Source organism: Actinomadura sp. NPDC023710, assembly GCF_040639875.1.
Lineage (GTDB): Bacteria > Actinomycetota > Actinomycetes > Streptosporangiales > Streptosporangiaceae > Spirillospora > Spirillospora citrea.
Window position 1 is genome coordinate 162,513 of record NZ_JBFAGB010000015.1, and the last position, 22,125, is coordinate 184,637.

General features: G+C 72.8%; 23 protein-coding genes. 5 read left to right on the forward strand and 18 right to left on the reverse strand.

The features are described from left to right. Positions 1-11: 11 nt before the first annotated feature. From AB0H37_RS19550 to AB0H37_RS19560, 3 genes are all read right to left on the reverse strand, one after another. Entirely contained in the window at positions 12-752 is a 741-nt protein-coding gene (locus AB0H37_RS19550; RefSeq protein WP_179837810.1) for a redox-sensing transcriptional repressor Rex, read from the reverse strand. Between the two features lie 236 nt (positions 753-988). Then, complete coding sequence (locus tag AB0H37_RS19555) at positions 989-1,240, reverse strand: glutaredoxin family protein (protein ID WP_329084942.1); 252 nt, start codon at positions 1,238-1,240, stop codon at positions 989-991. Between the two features lies 1 nt (position 1,241). Next, positions 1,242-2,573, reverse strand: a complete 1,332-nt coding sequence (locus tag AB0H37_RS19560; RefSeq protein ID WP_360614149.1) for an antibiotic biosynthesis monooxygenase — start codon at positions 2,571-2,573, stop codon at positions 1,242-1,244. Positions 2,574-2,707: 134 nt separating this feature from the next. On the opposite strand from AB0H37_RS19560, the gene AB0H37_RS19565 reads away from it, so the two are divergent. The 4 genes from AB0H37_RS19565 (at position 2,708) to AB0H37_RS19580 (ending at position 7,919) form a co-directional block, all read left to right on the forward strand. Next, positions 2,708-3,385: a sigma-70 family RNA polymerase sigma factor gene (locus tag AB0H37_RS19565; RefSeq protein ID WP_179837813.1), complete on the forward strand. Its 678-nt coding sequence runs from the start codon at positions 2,708-2,710 to the stop codon at positions 3,383-3,385. 184 nt (positions 3,386-3,569) lie between these two features. Continuing rightward, on the forward strand, positions 3,570-3,758 hold the full coding sequence (locus tag AB0H37_RS19570; RefSeq protein ID WP_179837814.1) for a hypothetical protein: 189 nt from the start codon (positions 3,570-3,572) through the stop codon (positions 3,756-3,758). Between the two features lie 10 nt (positions 3,759-3,768). Further along, a complete protein-coding gene (locus tag AB0H37_RS19575) occupies positions 3,769-4,659 on the forward strand; it encodes an HAD-IB family hydrolase (protein WP_179837815.1) in 891 nt (296 codons plus the stop codon). Between the two features lie 89 nt (positions 4,660-4,748). After that, positions 4,749-7,919: a BTAD domain-containing putative transcriptional regulator gene (locus tag AB0H37_RS19580; protein WP_360614152.1), complete on the forward strand. Its 3,171-nt coding sequence runs from the start codon at positions 4,749-4,751 to the stop codon at positions 7,917-7,919. Here AB0H37_RS19580 and AB0H37_RS19585 read toward each other — a convergent pair. The 10 genes from AB0H37_RS19585 to AB0H37_RS19630 form a co-directional block, all read right to left on the reverse strand. After that, on the reverse strand, positions 7,916-8,701 hold the full coding sequence (locus AB0H37_RS19585; RefSeq protein ID WP_360614154.1) for an ABC transporter permease: 786 nt from the start codon (positions 8,699-8,701) through the stop codon (positions 7,916-7,918). The two genes, AB0H37_RS19580 and AB0H37_RS19585, sit on opposite strands and share 4 nt — an antisense overlap. After that, positions 8,698-9,654 (reverse strand): ATP-binding cassette domain-containing protein, encoded by a 957-nt coding sequence (locus tag AB0H37_RS19590; protein ID WP_360614156.1) that lies wholly within the window; start codon positions 9,652-9,654, stop codon positions 8,698-8,700. Before AB0H37_RS19590 ends, AB0H37_RS19585 begins: the two co-directional genes overlap by 4 nt. 132 nt (positions 9,655-9,786) lie before the next feature. Then, on the reverse strand, positions 9,787-10,545 hold the full coding sequence (locus AB0H37_RS19595; RefSeq protein WP_360614158.1) for a dienelactone hydrolase family protein: 759 nt from the start codon (positions 10,543-10,545) through the stop codon (positions 9,787-9,789). Positions 10,546-10,563: 18 nt separating this feature from the next. After that, a complete protein-coding gene (locus tag AB0H37_RS19600; RefSeq protein ID WP_360614160.1) occupies positions 10,564-11,748 on the reverse strand; it encodes a low temperature requirement protein A in 1,185 nt (394 codons plus the stop codon). Positions 11,749-11,778: 30 nt separating this feature from the next. Further along, on the reverse strand, positions 11,779-12,726 hold the full coding sequence (locus tag AB0H37_RS19605) for a lysophospholipid acyltransferase family protein (protein WP_360614162.1): 948 nt from the start codon (positions 12,724-12,726) through the stop codon (positions 11,779-11,781). 32 nt (positions 12,727-12,758) lie between these two features. Then, positions 12,759-13,754: an NAD-dependent epimerase/dehydratase family protein gene (locus AB0H37_RS19610; protein WP_179839106.1), complete on the reverse strand. Its 996-nt coding sequence runs from the start codon at positions 13,752-13,754 to the stop codon at positions 12,759-12,761. A 49-nt stretch (positions 13,755-13,803) separates the two neighbouring features. Further along, complete coding sequence (locus AB0H37_RS19615; protein ID WP_018654693.1) at positions 13,804-13,902, reverse strand: AURKAIP1/COX24 domain-containing protein; 99 nt, start codon at positions 13,900-13,902, stop codon at positions 13,804-13,806. A 371-nt stretch (positions 13,903-14,273) separates the two neighbouring features. Continuing rightward, positions 14,274-14,477, reverse strand: a complete 204-nt coding sequence (locus AB0H37_RS19620; protein WP_021591693.1) for a helix-turn-helix domain-containing protein — start codon at positions 14,475-14,477, stop codon at positions 14,274-14,276. A 372-nt stretch (positions 14,478-14,849) separates the two neighbouring features. Next, positions 14,850-15,686, reverse strand: coding sequence for a phosphatase (locus AB0H37_RS19625; protein ID WP_360614164.1), 837 nt, complete (start codon positions 15,684-15,686; stop codon positions 14,850-14,852). Positions 15,687-15,759: 73 nt separating this feature from the next. Further along, positions 15,760-16,974, reverse strand: coding sequence for an acetoin utilization protein AcuC (locus AB0H37_RS19630; RefSeq protein ID WP_329084927.1), 1,215 nt, complete (start codon positions 16,972-16,974; stop codon positions 15,760-15,762). Between the two features lie 171 nt (positions 16,975-17,145). Between AB0H37_RS19630 and AB0H37_RS19635 the strand changes: the two genes are divergently transcribed. After that, entirely contained in the window at positions 17,146-18,144 is a 999-nt protein-coding gene (locus AB0H37_RS19635; RefSeq protein WP_329084926.1) for an alpha/beta hydrolase, read from the forward strand. Here the strand turns inward: AB0H37_RS19635 and AB0H37_RS19640 are convergent. The 5 genes from AB0H37_RS19640 to AB0H37_RS19660 form a co-directional block, all read right to left on the reverse strand. Beyond that, positions 18,141-18,314: a hypothetical protein gene (locus tag AB0H37_RS19640; protein WP_360614167.1), complete on the reverse strand. Its 174-nt coding sequence runs from the start codon at positions 18,312-18,314 to the stop codon at positions 18,141-18,143. The two genes, AB0H37_RS19635 and AB0H37_RS19640, sit on opposite strands and share 4 nt — an antisense overlap. 229 nt (positions 18,315-18,543) lie before the next feature. Further along, positions 18,544-18,978, reverse strand: coding sequence for a hypothetical protein (locus tag AB0H37_RS19645; protein ID WP_360614169.1), 435 nt, complete (start codon positions 18,976-18,978; stop codon positions 18,544-18,546). Positions 18,979-19,048: 70 nt separating this feature from the next. Further along, entirely contained in the window at positions 19,049-19,843 is a 795-nt protein-coding gene (gene proC, locus AB0H37_RS19650; RefSeq protein ID WP_179837825.1) for a pyrroline-5-carboxylate reductase, read from the reverse strand. A gap of 100 nt (positions 19,844-19,943) precedes the next feature. Beyond that, on the reverse strand, positions 19,944-20,864 hold the full coding sequence (locus tag AB0H37_RS19655; protein WP_360614171.1) for a proline dehydrogenase family protein: 921 nt from the start codon (positions 20,862-20,864) through the stop codon (positions 19,944-19,946). A gap of 60 nt (positions 20,865-20,924) precedes the next feature. Continuing rightward, a complete protein-coding gene (locus AB0H37_RS19660; RefSeq protein WP_329084914.1) occupies positions 20,925-22,094 on the reverse strand; it encodes an LCP family protein in 1,170 nt (389 codons plus the stop codon). Between the last annotated feature and the right edge of the window lie 31 nt (positions 22,095-22,125).

Genomic DNA, 22,125 nt, shown 5'->3' on the forward strand with positions numbered 1-22,125 from the left:
AATTGTCCCCCTCATGCTTCCACCGTTTCCACGTACTGCGCAGCGCCGGCCGGCGCATCGGCGGCCGCCAGCGGGGCGAAGCCGTCCGGCCCGCCCGCCTTGCGCTGCTCGTGGAACGCGAGAATCTGCAGCTCGATGGACAGATCGACCTTGCGAACGTCCACCCCGTCGGGCACCGACAGCACCACGGGTGCGAAGTTCAGCACGCTCGTCACACCGGCGGCCACCACGCGGTCGCACACCCCCTGGGCGGCGCCGGCCGGAGTCGCGATCACGGCGATGGACACCCCGTGCCCGGCGATCATGTCCTCCAGGCGGTCGGTGTGCTCCACCGTCATGCCGGAGATCTCCTGCCCGACGATGGACTCGTCGGCGTCGAGCAGGCCCGCCACGCGGAAGCCGCGGGACGCGAAACCGCCGTAGCCGGCCAGGGCCCGGCCGAGGTTGCCGACGCCGATGATGGCGACGACCCAGTCCTGGGTGAGGCCGAGCTCGCGGGAGATCTGGTAGACGAGGTACTCCACCTCGTAGCCGACGCCGCGGGTCCCGTAGGAGCCGAGGTGGGACAGGTCCTTGCGGAGCTTGGCCGAGTTGACGCCGGCCGCGGCCGCGAGCTCCTCGGAGGAGACGGTCGCGACGCCGCGCTCCTGGAGCCCGGTGAGGGCTCGCAGGTAGACCGGGAGCCGCGCCACGGTGGCTTCGGGGATGCCGCGGCCCGCGCGATCGCGGTGGCGGTTCTGTCGAGGTGTCACGGCCTGCTCTTCGGCTCGACGGTGTGTCCCCCAGGTTAAGCCCTTGTGAATACGCGCACAAAGTCGCCCCCCGGTTCGGCGGATCGCGCGCGCTCCGGATGATGTCCCGAAAGGGCGTCCATCAAGGGCTTTTCAGCATATGGGCGAAGTGCTAGGGAGCGGTCAGGGTGTGACCGACCAGACATGCCCTGGCAGGCGGCCGGACCGACGGCGGAGGGCCGGTCCGGTGCGGGCGGCTAGCGCAGGTCCGCGATGGCCGCGCGCAGGCGGTCCTCGTCGACGCGCCAGAAGTCGTGCTGGACCCCGTTGATCAACGTGACGGGGATCTGCTCCCAGTACTGCTCGGTGTCCTGCTCGGACCGCGTGATGTCGCGCTCCTCCCACGGCACGTCCAGGTCGCGGGCGACGCGCTCGATCACCGCGCGGGCGTCCTCGCACAGGTGGCAGCCGGGCTTGCCGAGCAGCGTGATCATGATGTCGCGCGCCATGTCACCTCCCGGGGAACTCCGGCGCCGGGAGCGGCACCTTGGCGGGGCCGAGCTTCAGCTCGATCACGTTCGTGCTGATCACGTGGGTGCGCGACTCGCCCAGGAAGCGCTGGAGGTGCGGCTGGCGGCGGTGCGCGGCGAACGCGGCCTCGTCCCGGAACAGCTGGTAGAAGATGCGCTGCGTGGGGGCGCCGACCACCTCGTGGCAGGCGAAGATCAGCGTCTCGGGCTCGGTCGCCAGCGCGGCCTTCACCAGGTCGGCGGCGAGCCGGTCGAAGGCGTCCTCACGTCCGTCCAGCAGCGTGTAGACGGTGATCTGGCCGCACGCCCTCGCCAGTTCGCCGCCGAGCGCGCCCGGCTTGGCGAGGCCGGCGAGCGGGGACCGGTCGAGCGGGGACCGGTCGAGCGGGCCGCCGAGCGGACCGTCCACCGTCGTGGGCCCGGCCGGGTCGGCGGGTGCGGGGTAGGCGGGCCGCTCCGGGATGCTGGTGTTCTCGGGGTAGCGCAGTTCCTCGGAGGCCGGCTCGGGGAAGCGCAGTTCGCCGCGCCGGGAGTCTCCGGGCGGAGTCGGCGCCGGGACGGGCTCGGCCTTGGCGGCCTTCGCGTAGCCCTGCTCCTCGTACCCCGTCGCGGGTTCGTCCCCGTACTCGTCGTAGCCCTCGCCGTCCTCGTCGTACACGGGGATCGTGCGCATCGAGCCGTACCAGACGAGGCCGGCGGCGGCGCCGAGCGCGATCACCGCGAGCGGCGCGGGCAGGAACCCGCGGGTCCCGCTGACCACCAGGACGCCCGCGAGGGCGACCAGCGCCACCGGGATGAGCAGCTCGGCGGCCTCCTGGTCGCGCTTGCTGGCCAGCCACGCGGTCACGCCGGTGCACCCCGCCAGCGCGAGCACGGCGACGACGTGCGCGCCGTCGATCAGCAGCAGCGGCAGCGCGTCGTAGGTGGCGCTCGGCTTCGGCAGGCTCTTGCCGAGCGAGCCCTTCAGCGGGTCCAGGATCAGGATCACGATCGCGACGACCGTGTAGGAGATCGTGAACAGCCAGGCGCCGAACCGGACCTGCACGTACCGCGCGATCAGTTCGATCATGCCGAGCGCGAGCCAGACCGGCCCGATCAGCGCGGCGCCGAGTTCCATGACGCGGAAGAACGCGCCGTTGAACCCCATCATGAAGGCGAGGCTCATGGACAGCAGCGCGAGCGTGAGTCCGACCTGCGTGAACGACCAGGCGATCAGATAGAGCAGCCGGTCCTTGTAGGCGCGCTGAACCAGCAACCCGGTGGCCGCCAGGGCACCAAGGGTCGCCAGCAACGCGAGAAGAGCATCGACCATCGCGCACCCATGGTGCCCGATCCGGGGGGCCGACGGGTAACCGCGGCCGAGGAACGCACCATTGCCTCGCGCACCTTTCGTTATCTAAGGTGGCACTTCACGTCGGAGGTCGCGTACGCCCCGAGGAGAACTGCATGAGCAGCTTGACCCTCGATGCCGGGCTCGTCCCGCTTCCTCGCCATTCCCGAGGCCCTCTCGCACGTCCGGGCGGCCGCGCCGGGGACCGTACCTCCGACCGCGCCGCCGACCAGGCCTCCGAGCGGGCCGAGATGCTCAAGGCGCTGGTGCTGCGGGCGCGGGACGGCGACGCCGAGGCGTTCGGATCCCTCTACGACCACTACGTCGAGCTCGTCTACCGGTACGTCTACTACCGGGTCGGGACGCACCCGCTCACCGAGGACCTCACCAGCGAGACGTTCCTGCGGGCCCTCCGCCGCATGTGCGACTTCCACTGGCAGGGCAAGGACTTCGGGGCCTGGCTGGTGACGATCGCCCGCAACCTGGTCGCCGACCACTTCAAGTCCGGCCGCTACCGGCTGGAGGTCTGCACCGCCGAGCTGGTCGAGCCGGACCGCCCGCAGGAGGGGCCGGAGCGGGCCGTCCTGGACGCGATGACCAACCGGACCCTGCTGCGGGCCGTCCAGCGGCTGAACTCCGAGCAGCAGGAATGCGTCGTGCTGCGCTTCCTGCACGGGCTGTCGGTCGCCGAGACCGCGCTGATCATGGACAAGAAGCCGGGCGCGATCAAGGCGCTGCAGTATCGAGCGGTCCGCTCGCTGGCCCGTATGCTCCCGGACGACCTGCGCGGCTGACCGAGCCGCGACCGATCACCCTGCCGCCGAACCACCCCGCCGCGCCGGTCGACGGCGCCACGAGCCCGTTGGATAGTTTATTAATGAACTTTCGGGCCGTAACCCGGCCCACCTTCCGATCGTTCAAGCGGGCAGGAGGGCGTCCGCGCCACGAGTCCGCAAGGGAGCGGCCAGTGAGAGCCCGGTGTTGACGAGGCGAGAGAAGATCGCAGAGCAGGGGAACGCGCTGGCCCGGCTGCGGGAGAGCGCGGCGGGGCCGGACCCGCGGTTCCGCGCGGTGCTGCGCGAGCGGCTGATGGCGGCCGCGAGCGACAGGAGTGAGGACTGTCGCAATCACGGCCGTGAGGACGGCGGCGGGGAGGCGGTTGACTAGGCTTCGCCTCATGCGGCGATTCTGGCAGTCCGAATTCTGGGGACGCGGCAGGGACGAGGACCACAAGAGCGCGGGCCAGGTGGCCGCGGCCGCGGCGGCCGAGTTCGCGCCGCTCCCGACCCCCGACCCCGCCGCGGCGGCGTTCTTCGACGTCGACAACACGATGATGCGCGGCGCGTCGATCTACTACTTCGCGCGCGGGCTCGCGGCCCGCAAACTGTTCACCATGCGCGACCTCGCCATGTTCGCCTGGGGGCAGGCCGCGTTCCGGCTGCGCGGCAGCGAGAACTCCGAGCACATCGGCAGCGCCAAGGAGGCCGCGCTCGCCTTCGTCGCCGGGCAGAAGGTCAGCGGGATCGTCAAGCTGAGCGAGGAGATCTACGACGAGGTGATGGCCGACCGCATCTGGCACGGCACCCGCACCCTCGCCCTCCAGCACCTCGACTCCGGGCAGCAGGTGTGGCTCGTCACCGCCACGCCCGTCGAGGTCGCCCGGACGATCGCGCACCGGCTCGGCCTCACCGGCGCGCTCGGCACGGTCGCCGAGACCCGTGAGGGCGTCTACACCGGACGGCTCGTCGGGAACCTGCTGCACGGACCGGCGAAGGCGGAGGCCGTGCGGGCCCTGGCGCAGCGCGAGGGGCTCGACCTCGCGCGCTGCTCGGCCTACAGCGACTCGATCAACGACCTGCCGATGCTGACCGTCGTCGGCCACCCGCACGCCGTGAACCCGGACGCCGAGCTGCGGGCCCACGCCCGGGACCACGGCTGGCCGATCCACGACTTCCGCACGGGCCGCAAGGTCACGATGGTCGCGCTGCCCGCCGCCGCGGGCGCCGGGGCCCTCGCGGGCGGTGTCGCGGCGGGCATCGCGCTGCGCCGCCACTACCGGGCGAACTGACCGCCGCCCCTCCGGACCGCCGCCCTCCGGACCGCCGTCCGGCAAACGCGACCTATCGCGTTTGCCGGGACACGTCCTACCCTGTCCCCGTGACCGTCGAGCTGAGGGTGCTGTCCGGGGTCGCCTGCCGCGGGCGGGACGTCACGAGCCCGCGCCTGCGCGGCCTCCTCGCGCTCCTCGCGGGCGAGCCGCGGGCGGGCGTGTCCGTCGTCCGGCTGGTGGAGGGGCTCTGGCCCGAGGAGCGCCCGGAGAACCCCGCCAAGGCGCTCCAGGTGGTCGTGTCCCGGGCGAGGTCGCAACTGGGCGCGGACGTCGTCGCCAGCACACCGACCGGGTACCGCATCGGCCTGGACGAGTCCGCGGTCGACGCCTCCGCGGTGGTGCTCGCCGCCTCGGCGAGCGCGCGCTGCTCCCGCGACGGCGACCACGCGGGCGCCCTCTCGCACGCCGAGGCGGGACTGGCGCTCTGGGACGGGCCGCCCGAACCGGACGGCGCGGACGATCCGGTGGCCGCCCTGCGCGCGGACCGGATCCCGACCTACTGGACGCTGACGCGAGCCCGCGCCCTGGCCCTTTCGCGGCTCGGCCGGCACGCGGAGGGCCGCGAGGCGCTCACCCGCGCCGCGCGGGAGTACCCGCGCGACGAGGAGGTGCTCGCGGAGCTGCTGCGGTGCGAGGCCGCGACTGCCGGGCCGTCGGCGGCGCTGGCGCGGTACGAGTCCTACCGGCGCTCGCTGCGCGACGAGCTGGGCACCGATCCGGGAGGCGCGCTCCAGCGCGTCCAGCAGGAGCTGCTCCAGGACGAGGCGCCGGTGGTCCGGCGCGGCGTGGCGCACGAGCCGAACCCGCTGCTCGGCCGGACCGGGGACCTCGCCGCCGTCCTCGACCTGCTGCGCACGTCCCGCGTCACCTCGATCGTCGGCGCGGGCGGGCTGGGCAAGACGCGGCTCGCGAACACCGTCGCGCGGGAGGCGCCGCAGCGGGCGGTGCACTACGTCCCCCTCGCCGGCGTCGCGCGGGACAAGGACGTGGCGGGCGAGGTCGCGTCCGTCCTCGGGGTCGGCGAGTCGTCGCGCGTCCACGGACGCGTCGGCGGGCCCGCCGACCTCGTCTCGGCGATCGCGGAGGTGCTCGGGCCCGGCTCCGTCCTGCTCGTGCTGGACAACTGCGAGCACGTCGTCGAGGGCGCCGCCGGCCTCGCCGGCGCGCTGGTGTCGATGACCCGCGACCTGCGGATCCTGACCACGAGCCGCGCGCCGCTCGGGCTGTCGTCGGAGTCGGTGTACCCGCTGCCCGCGCTGGACCTGCCGACGTCGGCCGAGCTGTTCCGCCAGCGGGCGCAGGCGGCGCGTCCCGGCGCCGGCCTGCCCCCCGGCGCGGTGGAGGAGCTGTGCCGCCACCTGGACGGGCTGCCGCTCGCGATCGAGCTGGCGGCGGCGCGCGTCCGCGTCATGTCCGTGCCCGAGATCGCCCGCGGCCTCGACGACCGGTTCGCCCTGCTGCGCGGGAACGCGCGCGACGCGCCGTCCCGGCACCGGACCATGCACGCGGTCGTGGACTGGAGCTGGAACCTGCTCTCCCCGTCCGGCCGGGCGGCCATGCGGTCGCTGTCGGTCTTCCCGGCGGGTTTCACCGCGGACGCGGCACGCCACGTCCTGGGCGACGGCGTCCAGCGCGGCGACGCGCTGGAGATCCTGGAGGACCTCGTCGACCAGTCCCTCCTGGAACCCGCGGAGGGCGGCCCCGGGACCCGCTTCCGGATGCTGGAGAGCGTCCGCGAGTTCAGCGCGGCCCACCGGGAGGCCGAGGGCGAGACGGACCGCGCGGTGGGCGGCCTGCTCGCCTGGGCGCGGGAGTTCGGCGCGGCGCACCACGAGGCGCTGTTCGGCGCCGAGCCGTTCGCTCCCGTGGAGCGCGTGCGGGTCGAGCAGGACAACCTCCAGCAGGCGCTCCGCCACGGCCTCGCCCGCCGCGACGGCCCGGCCGTCGCGGCGGTGACCGCCGTCCTCGGCGGGGTGTGGACGCTGGAGGCGGCCTACAGCCGGCTGCTCGCCCTGGCGGAGGAGACCGCCGGGCTCCTGAGCCGCCACCGCCCCGGTCCCGGGGACGTCGAGACCACGCGGACCGCACTGGCCCTCAGCGTGCTCGCGACCAGCCTTTTCCAGGGGCCGCAGGCGACCCGCGCGCTCGTCGCGCTGCGCCGCCTCCCGCCCGCGCCGCCGGACGGTCTCGTCCCGGCGATGGCGACGGTCCTGGCCGCCCTGCCGGAGATCCTCGCCCCCGGCGGCTCCTCCCTGGACGAGCTGTGCGCCCGCGACGAACCGCTCGTCGCCGCCATCGCGAACTGCGTCACCGGATACCTGCGCGAACGCGACGGCGACGTGGCGGGGGCGCTCGCGGCGACCGAGTCGATGATCGGGATGTCCGGCGCGCCGGACATCCCGTGGTGCCGGCTGCTCGCCCACTCGCGCCTGAGCGAACTGCTGATCCAGCTCGACCAGCACGACCGGGCCCTGCACCATCTGCGGATATCGCTGGGGCTGCTGGAGCGGTACCAGTGGCCCGACATGTTCGGGCTGATGTGGGCGCTCGCGTCAGGCCACCTGTCGCTCGGCGAGTACGACGAGGCCGAGCAGTGGCTCGACCAGTCACTGGTCCACGGGCCGGACGAGTCCTTCGGCACGGCCGCCTTCAATCTCGGAGCGCGCGCGGAGATCGCCCTCGGTCGCGGTGACGTCGACACCGGCCTGCGCCTCTGGCGGGAGGCTGTGGAGCGGCTCGCCGCCGAGGACGGCCCGATGCCGCACACCGGCCTCGACCCGTGGACGCTGGAGGCCCAGTGCGTCACCACCGTCGCGCACGCCCGGCACGGCCGCGTCGCCCTCGTCGAGGACATCGTCGCCGGGCTTCCCGCCAAGCTGGCGGCCCTGGTCGACGGCCCGCCGTTCCCGATGCCCGCCTTCTACATGGACCTGCCGGTCAGCGGCGGGCTGCTGCTCGCGCTCGCCATGGTCGACCTCGCCCGCCCCGAAGCCCCGGCGGCCGTCCGGACGCGGGCGGCCCGCGCGATCGCGCTGGCGCAGCGCCTCCACCACATCCGCTCGTTCCATCCGACCATGTCCACGGCGGCGATCAGCCGCGCGGCCGAGGACGCCGACGGGCCGGCGTATTCCGACGCGGTGTCGGAGTACGCCGGCCTGGGCCGTGAGGAGCTCCGGGCCGCCGCCCGCAAGCTCGCGCGCGAGTTCGGGCGGGGCTAGCGGGGCGCCTTCCGGTTGAACAGCACCTTGGAGAACACGTAGCCGGCGACGGCGAGGCCGACGCACCAGGCGACGGACACCGCCGCGTCCCGCCCGCTCGGCGTGCCGGTCAGCAGCCCCCGCAGCGTCTCGATCATCGGGGTGAAGGGCTGGTACTCCGCGAACCAGCGCACCCCGGCCGGCATCGACTCCGGCGGCACGATCGTGCTGCCGACGAACGGCAGGAACTGGATGATCATCGGCGTGTTGCTCGCGCCCTCCGGGTTCTTGGCCAGCAGCCCGAGCATGACGGCGACCCAGGTCAGCGCGAACGTGAGCAGCACCAGCAGGCCGGCGGCCGCGAGCCAGTCCACCGCGCCGCCGCTCGTCCGGAAGCCCATCGCGACCGCGACGGCGACGACGGCGGCCGTGCTGAGCAGCGTCTGGATCATGCTGCCCGCGACGTGCCCGGTGAGCAGCGACGACCGTGAGATCGCCATCGTCCGGAACCGGTCGACGATGCCCTCGGTCATGTCCACGCAGACCGACACCGACGTCGCCATGCAACCGGACGCGACGGCCATCAGGATGATCCCCGGCGCGACGTACTGGATGTAGTCGCCCTTGGCCGCGCCGCCGACGCCGTCGCCGAGCGCGTTGCCGAACACCCCGACGAACAACAGCATGATCATGATCGGCATCATCATCCCGGCCATCGTCAGGGACGGGTAGCGCAGCGCGTGCCTCAGGTTGCGGCGCAGCATCGTCGCGGAGTCGGCCGCCGCGTGCGTGAGCGTGGTCATCGGGAGGCCACCTTCTCGTGGGTCGTGCCGGTGAGGGCGAGGAAGACGTCGTCCAGATCGGGGGTGTGCACGGACAGCTCGCCGACCTCGACCGACGCCGCCTCCAGCCGTCCGAGCAGCGCCCGCAGGGAGGCGACGCCGCCGTCCCCGGGCACCTGCAGGGCGAGCGCGTCGTCGTCCCGCGTCACCGAGCCGAGCGTGCGCGCCGCCGCGTCGAGCGCCGCCAGGTCGGCGAACCGCAGCCGGACGTGCCCGCCCGGCACGAGCCGCTTCAGCTCGTCCGAGGTTCCCTCGGCGACCAGCCGGCCGCCGTCCAGCACCGCGATCCGGTCGGCGAGATGGTCGGCCTCCTCCAGGTACTGCGTCGTCAGGAAGATCGTCACACCGCCCCTGACCAGGCCGCGGATGATCTCCCACATGGTCCGCCGGCTGCGCGGGTCGAGCCCGGTCGTCGGCTCGTCCAGAAAGATGATCTGCGGGCCGCCGATCAGCGTCATGGCGATGTCGAGCCGCCGCCGCATCCCGCCCGAGTAGGCGGCCGCCTTCTTGTTCGCCGCATCCACCAGGTCGAACCGCTCCAGCATCGCGTCGGCGGCCCTCCGCCCGGCGACCTTGCCGAGCCGGTGCAGGTCCGCCATGAGGATCAGGTTCTCCCGTCCCGTCAGCAGCCCGTCCACCGCCGAGTACTGCCCGGTCACGCCGATCGCCCGGCGCACCCCGTCGGGGTCCCTGCGCAGGTCCCGCCCCGCCACGCTGACCTCGCCGCCGTCCGCGCGGATCAGCGTGGACAGGATGCGCACCGCCGTCGTCTTCCCCGCCCCGTTGGGCCCGAGCAGCGAGAAGACGGTCCCCCGCGGCACCTCGAAGTCGATCCCGTCGAGGACGGTCTTGTCCCCGAACGCCTTGCGCAGCCCGACCACCTGGATGGCCGTCTGCCGTGCCTCGATGTTCATGCCCCGAAGCGTGCGCGCCCCCGCCTACAGCCCGCTTTCACCCCGGCTTCAGCCGGTCCGGCCGCCTGAAAGTCACCAGGTCAGCGCCGCGGGTCCAGGCACGGGACCAGCCTTGCCAGAACGTGACCGCCGTCAGGCGGGGGGCAGTTCGGCGGCGAAGAGCGCGCGAACGCGGGACCAGGAGTCTTCGGCGGCGGCCTTGTCGTAGGGCTCGCGGCCGGGGAAGAAGAAGGCGTGCCTGGCGCCCGGGTAGACGACCTCCTCGTGCCGGACGCCGGCCGCGGTGAGCCCGGCGGCGATCTGCTCGCGCTGCTCCGCGTCGATGACGTGGTCCAGCTCGGCGAAGAACATGACGACGCGGGCGCCGATCTCCCCGGCGGCGTCCAGAAGGGGGTCCGGACGGCTCAGCGCGGTGCCCGCGAACGGCAGCCAGCCGGGGTAGTAGATCGCGGCCGCGGCGAGGTCGAGGCGGGTGGCGGCGAAGAACGCGACGTGGCCGCCGAGGCTGAAGCCGAGGACCCCGGCCTTCCCGGTGGCGTCCTCGTGCTCGCGGACGTGGGCGAGGCAGGCGCGCAGGTCGGCCTCGACGCCGTCGCGGGTCAGCCGCGCCAGCAGCCCGAAGGCGCGCTCGCGGTTGGCGTCGCTCTCGGCCATGCCGTGCGCGGTGTCCGCGCCGAGGCGGTGGTAGAGGTCGGGGGCGATGGCGACGTGGCCGAGGGCGGCGACCTGCCGGGCGACGTCGCGGACCTCGCCGGTCAGGCCCCACAGCTCCGCGCAGACGAGGACCGGCGGGTAGGCGCCGGGCTCCGCCGGACGGGCCACGAACGCGGTCATCGGCGCGGTGCCGTGCACCACGATCTCGATCTCCTGTGAGCTGATTTCTCGCGACATCTCAACCCCCGCCGTAGATCAACTCGATGATCCTACGTCGGTGGCCGGGCGTCGCGGTGCCGGGCGGGTGAGGGTGGTGGTGAGGAAGAGGGCCAGGAGCGCGGCTATCAGGAGGAGGGTTCCCGGGATGCCGACGGTGGGGGCGGCGAGGGTCGTGAGGAGCACCAGGACGGCTGTGGCGACGAGGAGGCCCGGGCGCGCGTTCATGCGCCGCATCGGGGCGTGCAGCACCCACAGCATGACCAGGACGACGGCGACGGGGATGGTCACGGACGCGGCGACCAGCCGCGCGCCCGCCTCGATGTGATGGCCGGAGGATGCCACCGCCGTCTCCAGGCCGGCGCCGGTGGCGGCGAGCGCGGCGAAGACGAAGTAGTGGCCGTATCCCCACAGGAAGGACCGGTCGCGGCGCCGTTCCAGGCCCTCGCCCGCGGGCTCGGAGAAGTAGATCCACCAGAGCGCGAACAGGATGGCGAGCCCGGCAAGGGCGATCGTGACCAGGGCGCCGCCGACCCCGTGCTCCACGGCGTCCTGCACCGCGTTCGTGGAGGCGAGCACGCTCTCCCCCAGCAGGATGATCGTGAACAGCCCGTACCGTTCGGCGATGTGGTGCGGGTGCCAGGTCGTCATGCCGGGCCGCTCCGCGATCGGCGGGACGGACAGGTCGAGCGCGGCGCACACGAAGAACACCCACATCGGGCCCTGGTCGGGCAGGGCGAGCCGCGCCACCCAGAACACCTGGACGACCGACAGCCCGATCGCGTACCGCAGGGCCGTGGCGCGGCCCTCGGGATGCGCTGCGGCCGCCCGCAGCCAGAGGGTGACCAGGCCGACGCGCATGACGAGGTAGCCGATCGTCACGGTGGTGAAGTCGCCCTCGAACGCGTCCGGCACCCCGGCCGCGAGGATGAGGACGCCCGCCATCTGCACGAACGTCATGAGCCGGTACGGGACGTCGTCGGTGTCGTAGGCGGAGGCGAACCACGTGAAGTTCATCCACGCCCACCAGATCGCGAAGAACGTCATGAGGAACGGCGCGAGCGAGTCGCCCACGTGGCCGCTCTCGGTGGCGTGGGCGAGCCGCCCGGCGACCTGGGACACGGCGGCGACGAACGTCAGGTCGAACAGCAGCTCCAGGGGACTGGAGACGCGGTGGGGTTCGCCCAGGTCGCGAGCGACCATGCGGCTGCGCAGCGGCGGCATGGCGCTCACTCTAGAGCCGCGCCCGGACGGTCAGAGAAAGGCGGGGCCCCGGCGCAGCAGCGTCTCGTAGAGCAGGTGCTGGACCTTCTCGCGCACGTGGTCGGTGATCTCGAAGACCGTCATGGGGTCGTCGGCGGCGTCCGCGTCGTGGCCGTCCAGCGTCATCGGCTCGCCGAACCGGATCACCCACTTGGACGGGAGCGGGACGAGCCCGGCGGGGCCGAGCAGCGGGAACGTCGGCGTGACCGGGAAGTAGGGGAGGCCGAGGAGGCGGGCCAGCGGGCGCAGCTCGGCGATCTTGGGGTAGATCTCCTCGGCGCCGACGATGGCGCACGGCACGATCGGGACTCCCGCGCGCAGCGCGGTGCCGACGAAGCCGCCGCGGCCGAAGCGCTGGAGCTTGTAGCGCTCGGAGAAGGGCTTGCCGACGCCCTTGAAGCCCTCGGGGAAGACGCCGACCAGCTCGCCCTTGCCGAGCAGGCGGGCGGCGTCGGCCTTGCAGGCGAGCGTGTGGCCGGCCTTGCGGGACAGATGCCCGAGCACGGGGATCTGGTAGACGAGGTCGGCGCCGAGCAGGCGGACCTGCCGGTCGGCGTGGTCGTGCAGGGCGACCGACAGCATGAGCGCGTCGAGGGGGATCGTGCCGGAGTGGTTGGCGACGAGGAGGGCGCCGCCCTCGGGGATGTTGTCCAGGCCGTCGAGCTCGACGCGGAACCAGTGCTCGTAGAGGGCGCGGGCCATCGGCAGCAGGACGGTGGAGTTGAACTCGGGGTCGAAGCCGAACTCGTCGATCTCGTACTCGCCCGTCAGCCGGCGCCGCAGGAACGCCAGCCCGGACGCCAGGGACCGTTCGAACTGGCCTCGCTCGGGCGCCCGGTCATCACCGGGCGGGCCCCCGCCCGGGGCGTCCTCGCGGACCGCGCCGAGCCGGATGACCTGAGCGCCCTCGTCGTCCCCGGGGTGCGCGTCGTTCATCATCTCGGCTCTCCTCTCAGGCGGGTCCAAGCGGCTCAGGCCCGTCCCAGCAGGGACGTCAGGCCGCCGCGGACGAAGCCTCGGGCGGCGGCGAAGTCGGCGAAGGCCGCCTCCGAGCTGTACTTCGGGTGCCAGGCCAGCTCGCGTTCCAGCGCGGTGATGTCGAGGACCCGGCCGTAGGTCAGCCAGCGCAGCAGCTCCGGCGAGAACCCCGACAGGCCCGCGAAGCGGCGCCCCATGTCGCCGAGGACCGAGATGGACGGCGACGGGACGGGCAGGTAGGGCCGCCCGGCGCGGCGCAGGGCCTGCGACAGCAGCAGCACGCCGTCACCGGCGACGTTGTAGCAGCCGGGGTGGTCCTCGACCGTCATGCGCCGCAGCACCTCGACGCCGTCGTCCTCGTGGACGAACTGCAACCGCGGGTCGAACCCGAGCACGGTCGGTACGACCGGCAGGCGCAGGTACCGGGTGAGGGGCGAGTCGACGCCCGGGCCGAGGAAGTTCGCGAACCGCAGCACCGACACGGCCAGATCGGAGCGGCGCCGCATCAGCCCGCGGACGTAGCCCTCGACCTCGACGGCGTCCTTGGCGTACCCGGACCTGGGCGCCTCGACGGGCTCGTCCCGCTCGGTGAACACGGCCGGGTCCATCGGGGAGGAGCCGTACACGGCGGCCGACGACCGGACGACCAGCTTGCGCATGTCCGGCGAGCGCTGGCAGGCCGCGAGGAGCTGCATCGTCCCGATGACGTTCAGCTCCTTGACCTTCGCCCGCGGAACCGACGAGGACGTCACCAGGTTGAGGTGCACCACCGTGTCCACCGCCGCCGACGCGATGATCTTCGCGATGCCGGGCGTGCGGATGTCGACCCGGACGAACTCGGTGCGGCCGAGCGACTCGGCCGGCGGCACCGTGTCCACCCCGATGACGCGCTCGATGCCCGGGTCGGCTTGCAGGGTGTTCGCGACCCGCGCCCCCAGGAAACGGGAGACGCCCGTGACGAGGACGACACGGGCCGCGGCGGCGGGCATGGACGACACTGGGCCCTACCCCTTCACGGCTGGACGGCCGGTGTGGTCGCTACTTCTTGTTGCGGCGCTGGATGCGCGTCTTCTTCAGAAGCTTGCGGTGCTTCTTCTTGGCCATCCTCTTGCGGCGCTTCTTGATGACAGAGCCCACGGAACCTCGCTCGGAGTCTCGGGTGATGTGCAGGAGACGGGCGTGCCGCTGGAGAGCGAGTCTCGGTAAGCGCGCACGGTCCGAGGCCCCAGGGTACCGCTGCGTGGGTGGAGATCATGCCGCGGCCTGCTCCGCGGCCCGGAGACGACCGGCACGGACGGCGGCCGGCACCGCGCGTCGCACGGCGCCGGGCACCGTCCCTTCCGGGCGGGCGTGGCCGCCGGCCAACGCCCGTCCGTTCGGTGTCCGGACCGTTCTGCCGGTCCTCGTCCTGTTTCCCCAGCTTCGGGACGGTCCCTCGGGACCCTCCCGACGCCCCCTGCACGGCCGGGTACTGAGTTCGCGGCGGGGTCATGCCCCGCCCCTACCCGTTATCCGGCTTCGATGTACGCGTCGCGCAGGTAATCGTGGACGGCCTGCTCGGGAACCCGGAACGAGCGGCCCACGCGGATCGCGGGCAGCTCGCCCGAGTGGACGAGGCGGTAGACGGTCATCTTGGACACCCGCATCACCGCCGCCACTTCGGCGACGGTCAGGAACCTGACCTCGCTCAGAGGTCGCTCGCCTGAGGTCATCGGACGCCCTCTTCCACACGTGCCGCGCACCGGCCCTTCGGGTGACTTTGATCACGCACGTGTACTTCCTCCAGCGTAAATCGCGTACCGGCAGTCGCAAGAGGGGAGTTCCGCACATTTCCGTATCCGACCTGACCGCGGGGTTACAGTGCTGATCCCGTACAGCGGGTGGACGCGACGGCACCGCGTGTGGCGCGACGAACATTTGTTAACCAAAACCACGAAATGACCTGCGGTTCCGCAGCGCCAGATGCCCCTCGGCACGCTCATGCGCCTCGTTACGGCAGTCCTGTCACAGGGCGTGACAGGCGAGAAGCCGCCACCCAGGCGTCCCCCTGGAGCAAGCCCCCGGAGCCGGCTCCGGGCGGCGCGTCAGCCGGAAGGCCGCAGGCCCGCGCGATCAAGGATGTAGGCGGTCAGGGGCGCGTAGTGGTGCGCGGAGACGCCGTCGTCGAGCGGGACGACCACGTCGATCTTGCCCTCGGCGGCCCCGGCGAACAGCGCCGGGTCGTTACAGTCCGCGAACCCCACGGTGTCGATGCCCGCCTGGCCGGCCGCTCCGGCCCAGCCGTGGTCGGCTATGGCCAGATCCGGCCAAATATCTGGTTTAGCTTCCGTATCTTCCTCGGACCCGCTAGCAGCAAGCTCCCTGAGCATGGCCTCCATCGGGCGCGAGTCGTGCGTGTGGTGCGTGCGGAGGTCCTCGCCCTCCAGCATCGCGACGCCGGGGGCGGCGTGGACGATGCGGCGCAGCTCCGAGCCGCCGTACCCGGCGTCGACCTCGTAGGTCCAGCCGGCCGCGGGCGCCAGCACCCGGCAGCCCGCGTCCTCCAGCGCCCGCGCGACCGCCTGGTACAGCGGCGTCAGCGCGAACGGATGCCCGGTCGCGAGGATCACGCGCTCCCTGCGCCGGGCCGCGAGGCCGATGCGCTCCCCCATCGCCTCCAGCGTGTCGAGCGTGATCTCGGGATCGATGGTGTCGTCCCCGTACAGATGCAGCGGATCGGGATCGACGCCGCACCGCTCGACCATCATCTCCAGCACCGACCGCTCCGACCACGACGGCTTCAGTTCCAGGCCGAACTGGTAGGACGGGTCGCCATTGGCCATCCGCCGGTAGTGCAGCAGGTTGTTCTGGCGCGGCGTGGCCACGTCGCCGGCGATCATCGTGCGGACGAGGTGGGCGCGCAGCTCTTTTCTGGTGGGCACGTCTTTCCTGCTGGGCACAGGGCCTCCGGGCGCGGGGGTCGTCTGGTTCACGGGCGAAGGGTCCCTGGAGGCTTCACTCGTCGGTCATCGGGTCGAGGCCGTGCTCGGGGAACACCGCGCGGCGCGTCGCCAGCACCGCCTGGTCCACCGGGCTGCTCGGGTCGTAGCCGTCCCCCCACCTGCTGATCTCCACCGTCTCCGTCCCGTCCGTCATGCGGCGCGGGGCGATCTCCTCGGTCCGCTGCCGGACGAACTCGCGCCACTCGTCCGGGGTCGCGGTGCCGGGCGGGACGGGGCCGCCCGCCGCCTCGGCGAGCAGGTGCGTCCACGCCCGCGGGACGACCTGGACCAGCTCGTAGCCGCCGCCTCCGGTGAGCACCCACCGGCCGCCGGCCGTCTCGTGCGCCAGCCGGTGCAGCATCGAGTACGCCGTCCGCTGCCCGTCCACACTGAGGATCAGGTGGGCGAGCGGGTCGAGCGCGTGGCCGTCGGCGCCCTGCTGGGTGACGAGGACGTCCGGTCGGAAACGGCGCAGCAGCGGCGGGACGATCGCGTCGAACGCGCGCAGCCACGGCCGGTCGCCGGTGCCGGGCGGCAGCGAGATGTTGACCGAGGTGCCGTCCGCGCCGGTCTCGTCGGGGAAGCCGGTGCCGGGGAACAGCGTCCGCGGGGACTCGTGGAGGCTGATCGTCAGCACGCGCGGGTCGTCGTAGAAGGCGGCCTGGACGCCGTCGCCGTGGTGGACGTCGATGTCGACGTAGGCGACGCGCTCGGCGCCGTTCTCCAGCAGCCACGCGATCGCGACGGCCGGGTCGTTGTAGACGCAGAACCCGCTGGCGGCGTCGCTCAGCGCGTGGTGCAGGCCGCCGGAGATGTTCGCGGCGTGCTCGGCGCGGCCCGTCCACACCGCCTCCGCGGCGGCCACCGACGCGCCCGTGACCAGGGCGGACGCCTCGTGCATGCCGAGGAACACCGGGTTGTCGGGGGTACCGAGGCCGTGCCCGAGCTCCGGCAGCCCGGTGGCGCCGGAGTGCTTGACCGCCGCGATGTAGGACTCCTCGTGGACGAGCCGGAGCAGCTTGTCGTCCGCGGCCTCGAACGCCGAGACCCGCACGTTCGGGCGGTCCAGGACCCCGAGCCCGCGGGCGAGCGCCATCGTCAACTCGACCCGCACGGGGTTCATGGGGTGACCGGGGCCGAAGTCGTAGGAGATGAGCCGCTCGTCCCAGAAGATCTCCAGCCCGCAGTTCTCGGGACCGGCGGACTGGGACGAATCGGGACTGCTCATGGCCTCACGGTATCGCGCAGGGCATGTGACCTGACCCACAGCTCCCGCCCCCGCGGGACGCGGCGCGGCGCCCCGCCCGGAAGCCGCCGCCCGCAACATATCTGTGACGTGAGTTACATGCCGGAAACGGGCATACCTACATCAGGCAGATATCTCCTACGGGGGGTGTGAATGGACGACGGACCGAGCGTTCGCAGCCGCGCGATCAGCAACGCGCTCCGTCTGGGCGTCCGTCCGTTCCTGCACTACCTCCCCGGCCACGCGACCAGTATCCGCACCGCGCGCTCGACGGTGGACGCCGCGTCCCTGCTGCTGCGGCACAGCTCCCACGTGCGGGTCGAGTCGCTGAACGACCCGGCGCCCGGGGAGGACGGCGGCCTCCCGGTCAGGGGCGAGTGGATCGTTCCACGCGATGCCGCGGAGGAGAACCCCTCCGGCGCCGTCCTGTACCTGCACGGCGGCGGCTACGTCGTCTGCTCGCCGCGCACCCACCGCCCCATCACCTCGCGGCTCGCGGTCGACACGGGCCTGCCCATCCTCGCCCCGCGGTACCGGCTCGCCCCCGAGCACCCGTTCCCGGCGCCGCTGGAGGACGCCGTCGCCGCCTACCGCTGGCTGCTCGCGCGGGGCGTGCCGGCGTCCGGCATCGTTCTCGCGGGCGACTCGGCGGGCGGGCACCTGTCCGCCGCGCTGACCGGCGAACTGTGCCGCCAGGGCCTGCCGGGCCCCGCCGGGCTCATGCTGTTCTCCCCGTGGGTCGACCTGACCTGCGAGCTGTCCATGGGCGCGCAGAGCCGCGCCCGCGACCCCTACATCAGCGCGTCGTCGGCGCGCCGGGTCGCCCGCCTCGTCGTGGGGCCGACCGGGTTCGAGGACCCGCGGCTGGCCCTGCTCACCTGCGCCTGGAACGACATGCCGCCCGTCCTCATCCAGGTGGGCGGCGCCGAGGTGCTGCGCACCGAGGCCGAGGCGTTCGCCGACGCCCTGCGCCGCGCCGGCGCCCACTGCGACCTGCAGATCTGGAAGGGGCAGATGCACGTCTTCCAGATCCTGAACCGCGTCCTCCCGGAGGCGAGCGCCGCCATGCGCGACGCCGCCCACTTCGTCCGGACCGTCACGGGCGGGACGGGCAAGCACCCCAGGGCGGGGAGGCGCTCCAAGGCCGCCTAGTCCCGGCGGTCCGGGCGGTCCGGGCGCTCCGGGCGTCTCGCCGTGAGCCCGGCCAGCAGGGCGGCCGCGTGGTCGGCCATGAAGCGCGGGACCCGCGCCCTGAGCAGCGCCCTGTGCAGGGCGGACGCCGGGAACGGCATCTCGCTCGGATGTTCGCGCCGTTCTCGCATCCGGCCCCCAGATGTCCAAGATCAATTCGATGGTAACCGGGCGGGACCGGCCATGCCGCCGAAATCGTGATCTTTTCCTACGCCCCGCACGGACCTCGTCACGCTCGGTCCGCAGGGCGCGGCAACACTCCACAGGCCTTTCGCTCCGCGCGCCCTTTCGGGTCCCTGGCTCTGGGGACTGCCAGATGAGCGCCGCCCGCGGCCCTGTCGGGCCGCTCGTTGCTCCGGGTCAGAAGCGGCCGGCGGGTTCGGGGTCGAGGAGCTCGTCGTCCGCGCGGCGGCCGCGCCCGGCGGCGAAGACGCCGACCAGCGCGGCCAGCGCCGCGCCGCCCTCGCCGGCGAGGCTGATCGTCTTTTCGAGGTACCAGACGGGCTCGTGCATGTCGGGGAGCGGGCCGAGCGTGCCCACGTCGACGTAGTAGTAGAGCACGACCGCGCCCGCCGCGCCGGCCGCGACGAGGAAGGCGAGCGCGTACGCCCAGCGGGCCGCGTAGGTGAGGACGATCACCGCGACCACCCCGGCGACCGCGGCCTGGACGCGGAACAGCAGGTCTCCGTCGATGGAACCGCCCTGCACGAAGGCCATGTCGGGTGCGAACTTCCAGTGCACGATCGCGTCGGCCGCCAGCCCGGCGGCGACGATCAGGCGGAGTATGAGTCCCATACCTCTTACACGGACGCGGCCCCGGCACGGCTCAATGTTCAAAGATGAACATCCTCCGGGGCCGGGCGCGTCAGCCGCCGGCGAGCTCGCGTCCCCGGTTGCGGGCCGCCTCGATGGCCTCCAGGACGGCGGCCCTGACGCCGTGCCGCTCCAGCTCGCGGATCGCCGAGATCGTCGTCCCGCCCGGGGACGTCACGGCCTCGCGCAGCAGCACCGGGTGCTCGCCGGAGTCGCGGAGCATGACGGCGGCGCCGACCGCCGACTGGATGACCATCTCCAGCGCGGCGGCGCGCGGCATGCCGAGCAGGATGCCCGCGTCCACCATCGCCTCGACGAGGTAGTAGAAGTACGCCGGTCCGCTGCCGGACAGGGCCGTCGCGCCGTCCTGCAGCGACTCGGGGATGCGCAGCACCTTGCCGACCGGCGACAGCAGCTCCTCGGCCAGCTTCAGGTGCTCCTCCGCCGCGTGCGACCCGGGCGAGATGACGCTCATCGCCTCGTCCACGTGGACGGGCGTGTTCGACATGACGCGGACGACGGGGACGCCCTCCGGCAGCCGCGCCTCGACGAACCCGGTCGTGATGCCCGCCGCCATCGAGATCACCAGCCGTCCGGGCGGCACGTGCGGGCCGACCTCGTCCAGCAGGGCCCCCATGTCCTGCGGCTTCACCGCGAGGACCAGCGTCTCGGCGGTCGCGGCGGCCTCCGTGTTCGGCACGATCTCGACGCCGTAGCGCTCCCGCAGCAGCGCGCCCCGCTCCTCCCGGCGCGCGGTGGCGATCAGCTCGGACGGGCGGCGGCCGGCCCGGAGCACCCCGGACAGCAGCGCCTCGCCCATCTTCCCGGCACCCAGAATCGCGATCATCGACATACCTTGACGTGGGGTTCCAAACGACCCGTCCAGCCTATCGCCGGGCCGGCCGGCGCCGCCCGGCGACCGGCCCCAGAACCGCCCCAGGAGCGCCCTAGGACCGCCCGACGAGGGAGCGCATGAAGAAGCGCAGGTTGGCGGGCCGCTCGGCGAGCCGGCGCATGAAGTACTGGTACCACTCGCGGCCGTAGGGGACGTAGACGCGGACCTGCGCCCCCTCAGCGGCGAGGCGGCGCTGCTCCTGCGGGCGGATCCCGTAGAGCATCTGGTACTCGAACGTGTCGTCGTCGCGCTCGTTCAGCACCGCCAGCGCGCCCGCTACCTCGATCAACCGGGGGTCGTGCGTGGCGAGCATCGGGTAGCCCTTGCCTGCCATCAGCACCTTCATGCACCGCACGTACGACCTGTCGACCTCCTCCTTGTCGGTGAAGGCGACCGCCGCCGGCGCCGCGTAGGCGCCCTTGCACAGCCTCACGCGCGAACCCTCGTAGGCCAGTTCCGCGCAGTGTTCCTCTGCACGGCGCAGGTACGCCTGGACGACCGCGCCCACGTCCGGGTACTCCCGCCGCAGTTCGTGGACGGCTCCCAGCGTCGAGTCGACGGCCGTGTGCTCCTCCATGTCGAGGGTGACCGTCGTGCCGGCCGAGCGGGCGGCCGCGCACACCCGCCGCGCGTTCTCCAGGGCGAGGTCTTCGTCGAAGGTCCGCCCGATGGCCGACAGCTTGAGCGACACCTCGGCGCGCCTCCCGAGCCCGGCTGCGCCCAGCCGTCCCAGAAGCTCGACATAGTGCGCGGCGTTCGCCTCGGCGCGGCCCTCGTCGTGGGTGTCCTCGCCCAGGACGTCCAGGCTGACGAGCAGGCCCTCGCCGGTCAGCCCGCAGGTGACGCGCAGGGCGTCGTCGATCGACTCACCGGCGACGAAGCGGCGGACCACGTCGCCGGTGAACGGCGCGGTCTCCACCACCCTGCGCGCGCCGCCGCTGCGCGACGCGACCAGCAACGCCTGACGAAGCACTGTGCGAACCCCTCGTCCCCTGGGCCTACCGTCCCAGGTTATGCCGCCGGGGCCCGGCGCTCACGACACGGTGCCGAGGCTGTTCCCGGCGCCGTACTGCTGCACGTACTCCTTCATCCGCGCGGTCTTGACCGCTTCGAAGAGGGCCTTCGCCTTCGCTCCGTCCAGGAACACGACGCTCTGCCTCTTGCGCATGCCGGTGCCCTTGTGCGGCAGCGTCATGAACATCACGTCGGACGCGCGGACGCTGCGCATGCTGAGCGCCAGCGAGCGCAGGTCGCCCGCCGACACCCCCTCGTCCACGCTGATCGACTTGGTGAGCGCCGACAGGAACCGGTCGAGCTTGAGCGGGTTGGTGAGCGTGCCCCGGTCGGCGGCCTGCTTGGCGAGCGCCCCGAGGAACGCCTGCTGCCGCTTGATCCGGTCGAAGTCGCCGTTCGGCAGGTTGTAGCGCTGCCGGACGAACAGCAGCGCGTCCTCGCCGTTCAGCTTCTGCCGTCCCGCCTCCCAGCGCTTCTTGCGCGCCGGGTCGTACACGCCCTGCTTGATGTTGACGGTGACGCCGCCGAGCGCGTCCGTCATCGACTTGAAGCCCTCGAAGTCGATCGCGCCGTAGTGGTCGATGCGGATGCCGGTGAGGCTCTCCAACGTCTCGATCAGCAGCTTCGGCCCGCCGAACGAGAACGCCGCGTTGATCTTCTGCTGCCCGTAGCCGGGGATCTCCACCCAGGAGTCGCGCGGGAACGAGACGATGTAGGCCTTCTTCCGGTCCGCCGGTAGGTGCAGCAGCATGATCGTGTCGGTGCGCTGCTGCCCCGGCTTCCAGACCTGGTTGCCCTCGCCGGTCGTCGCATCGGCCCGCGAGTCCGAGCCGACGAGCAGCCAGTTCTCCGTCCCCTCGACGTTCGCGCCCGGACGGTTCGGGGAATCGTCCGGCATCACGCCCTTGAGCCGGTCGATGTTGCCGTTGTAGGACGACTGCCGCTGCCACGCCAGCCCGCCGAGACCGGCGACGACCAGCGCCACGAAGACCCCCACGGCGATCAGGACGCGGGGCCAGCGCCGCTTGCGCCGCGTCTCGCCGCCGCCGTCCGAGCCGCCCCAGAACGCGGCCTCGGCGTCCGGCCCCGGGCCCCCCGGAGCGCCCGGAGCCTCGGGCCCCGCGGGCGCGGGCGCCCCCTCGTCGGGCCTCTGCGGCACCTGCGAGCCGTGAAGATCTGGGGAGGTCATGGCGCGAAGCTACCAGCCGCGCCGAGCAAGG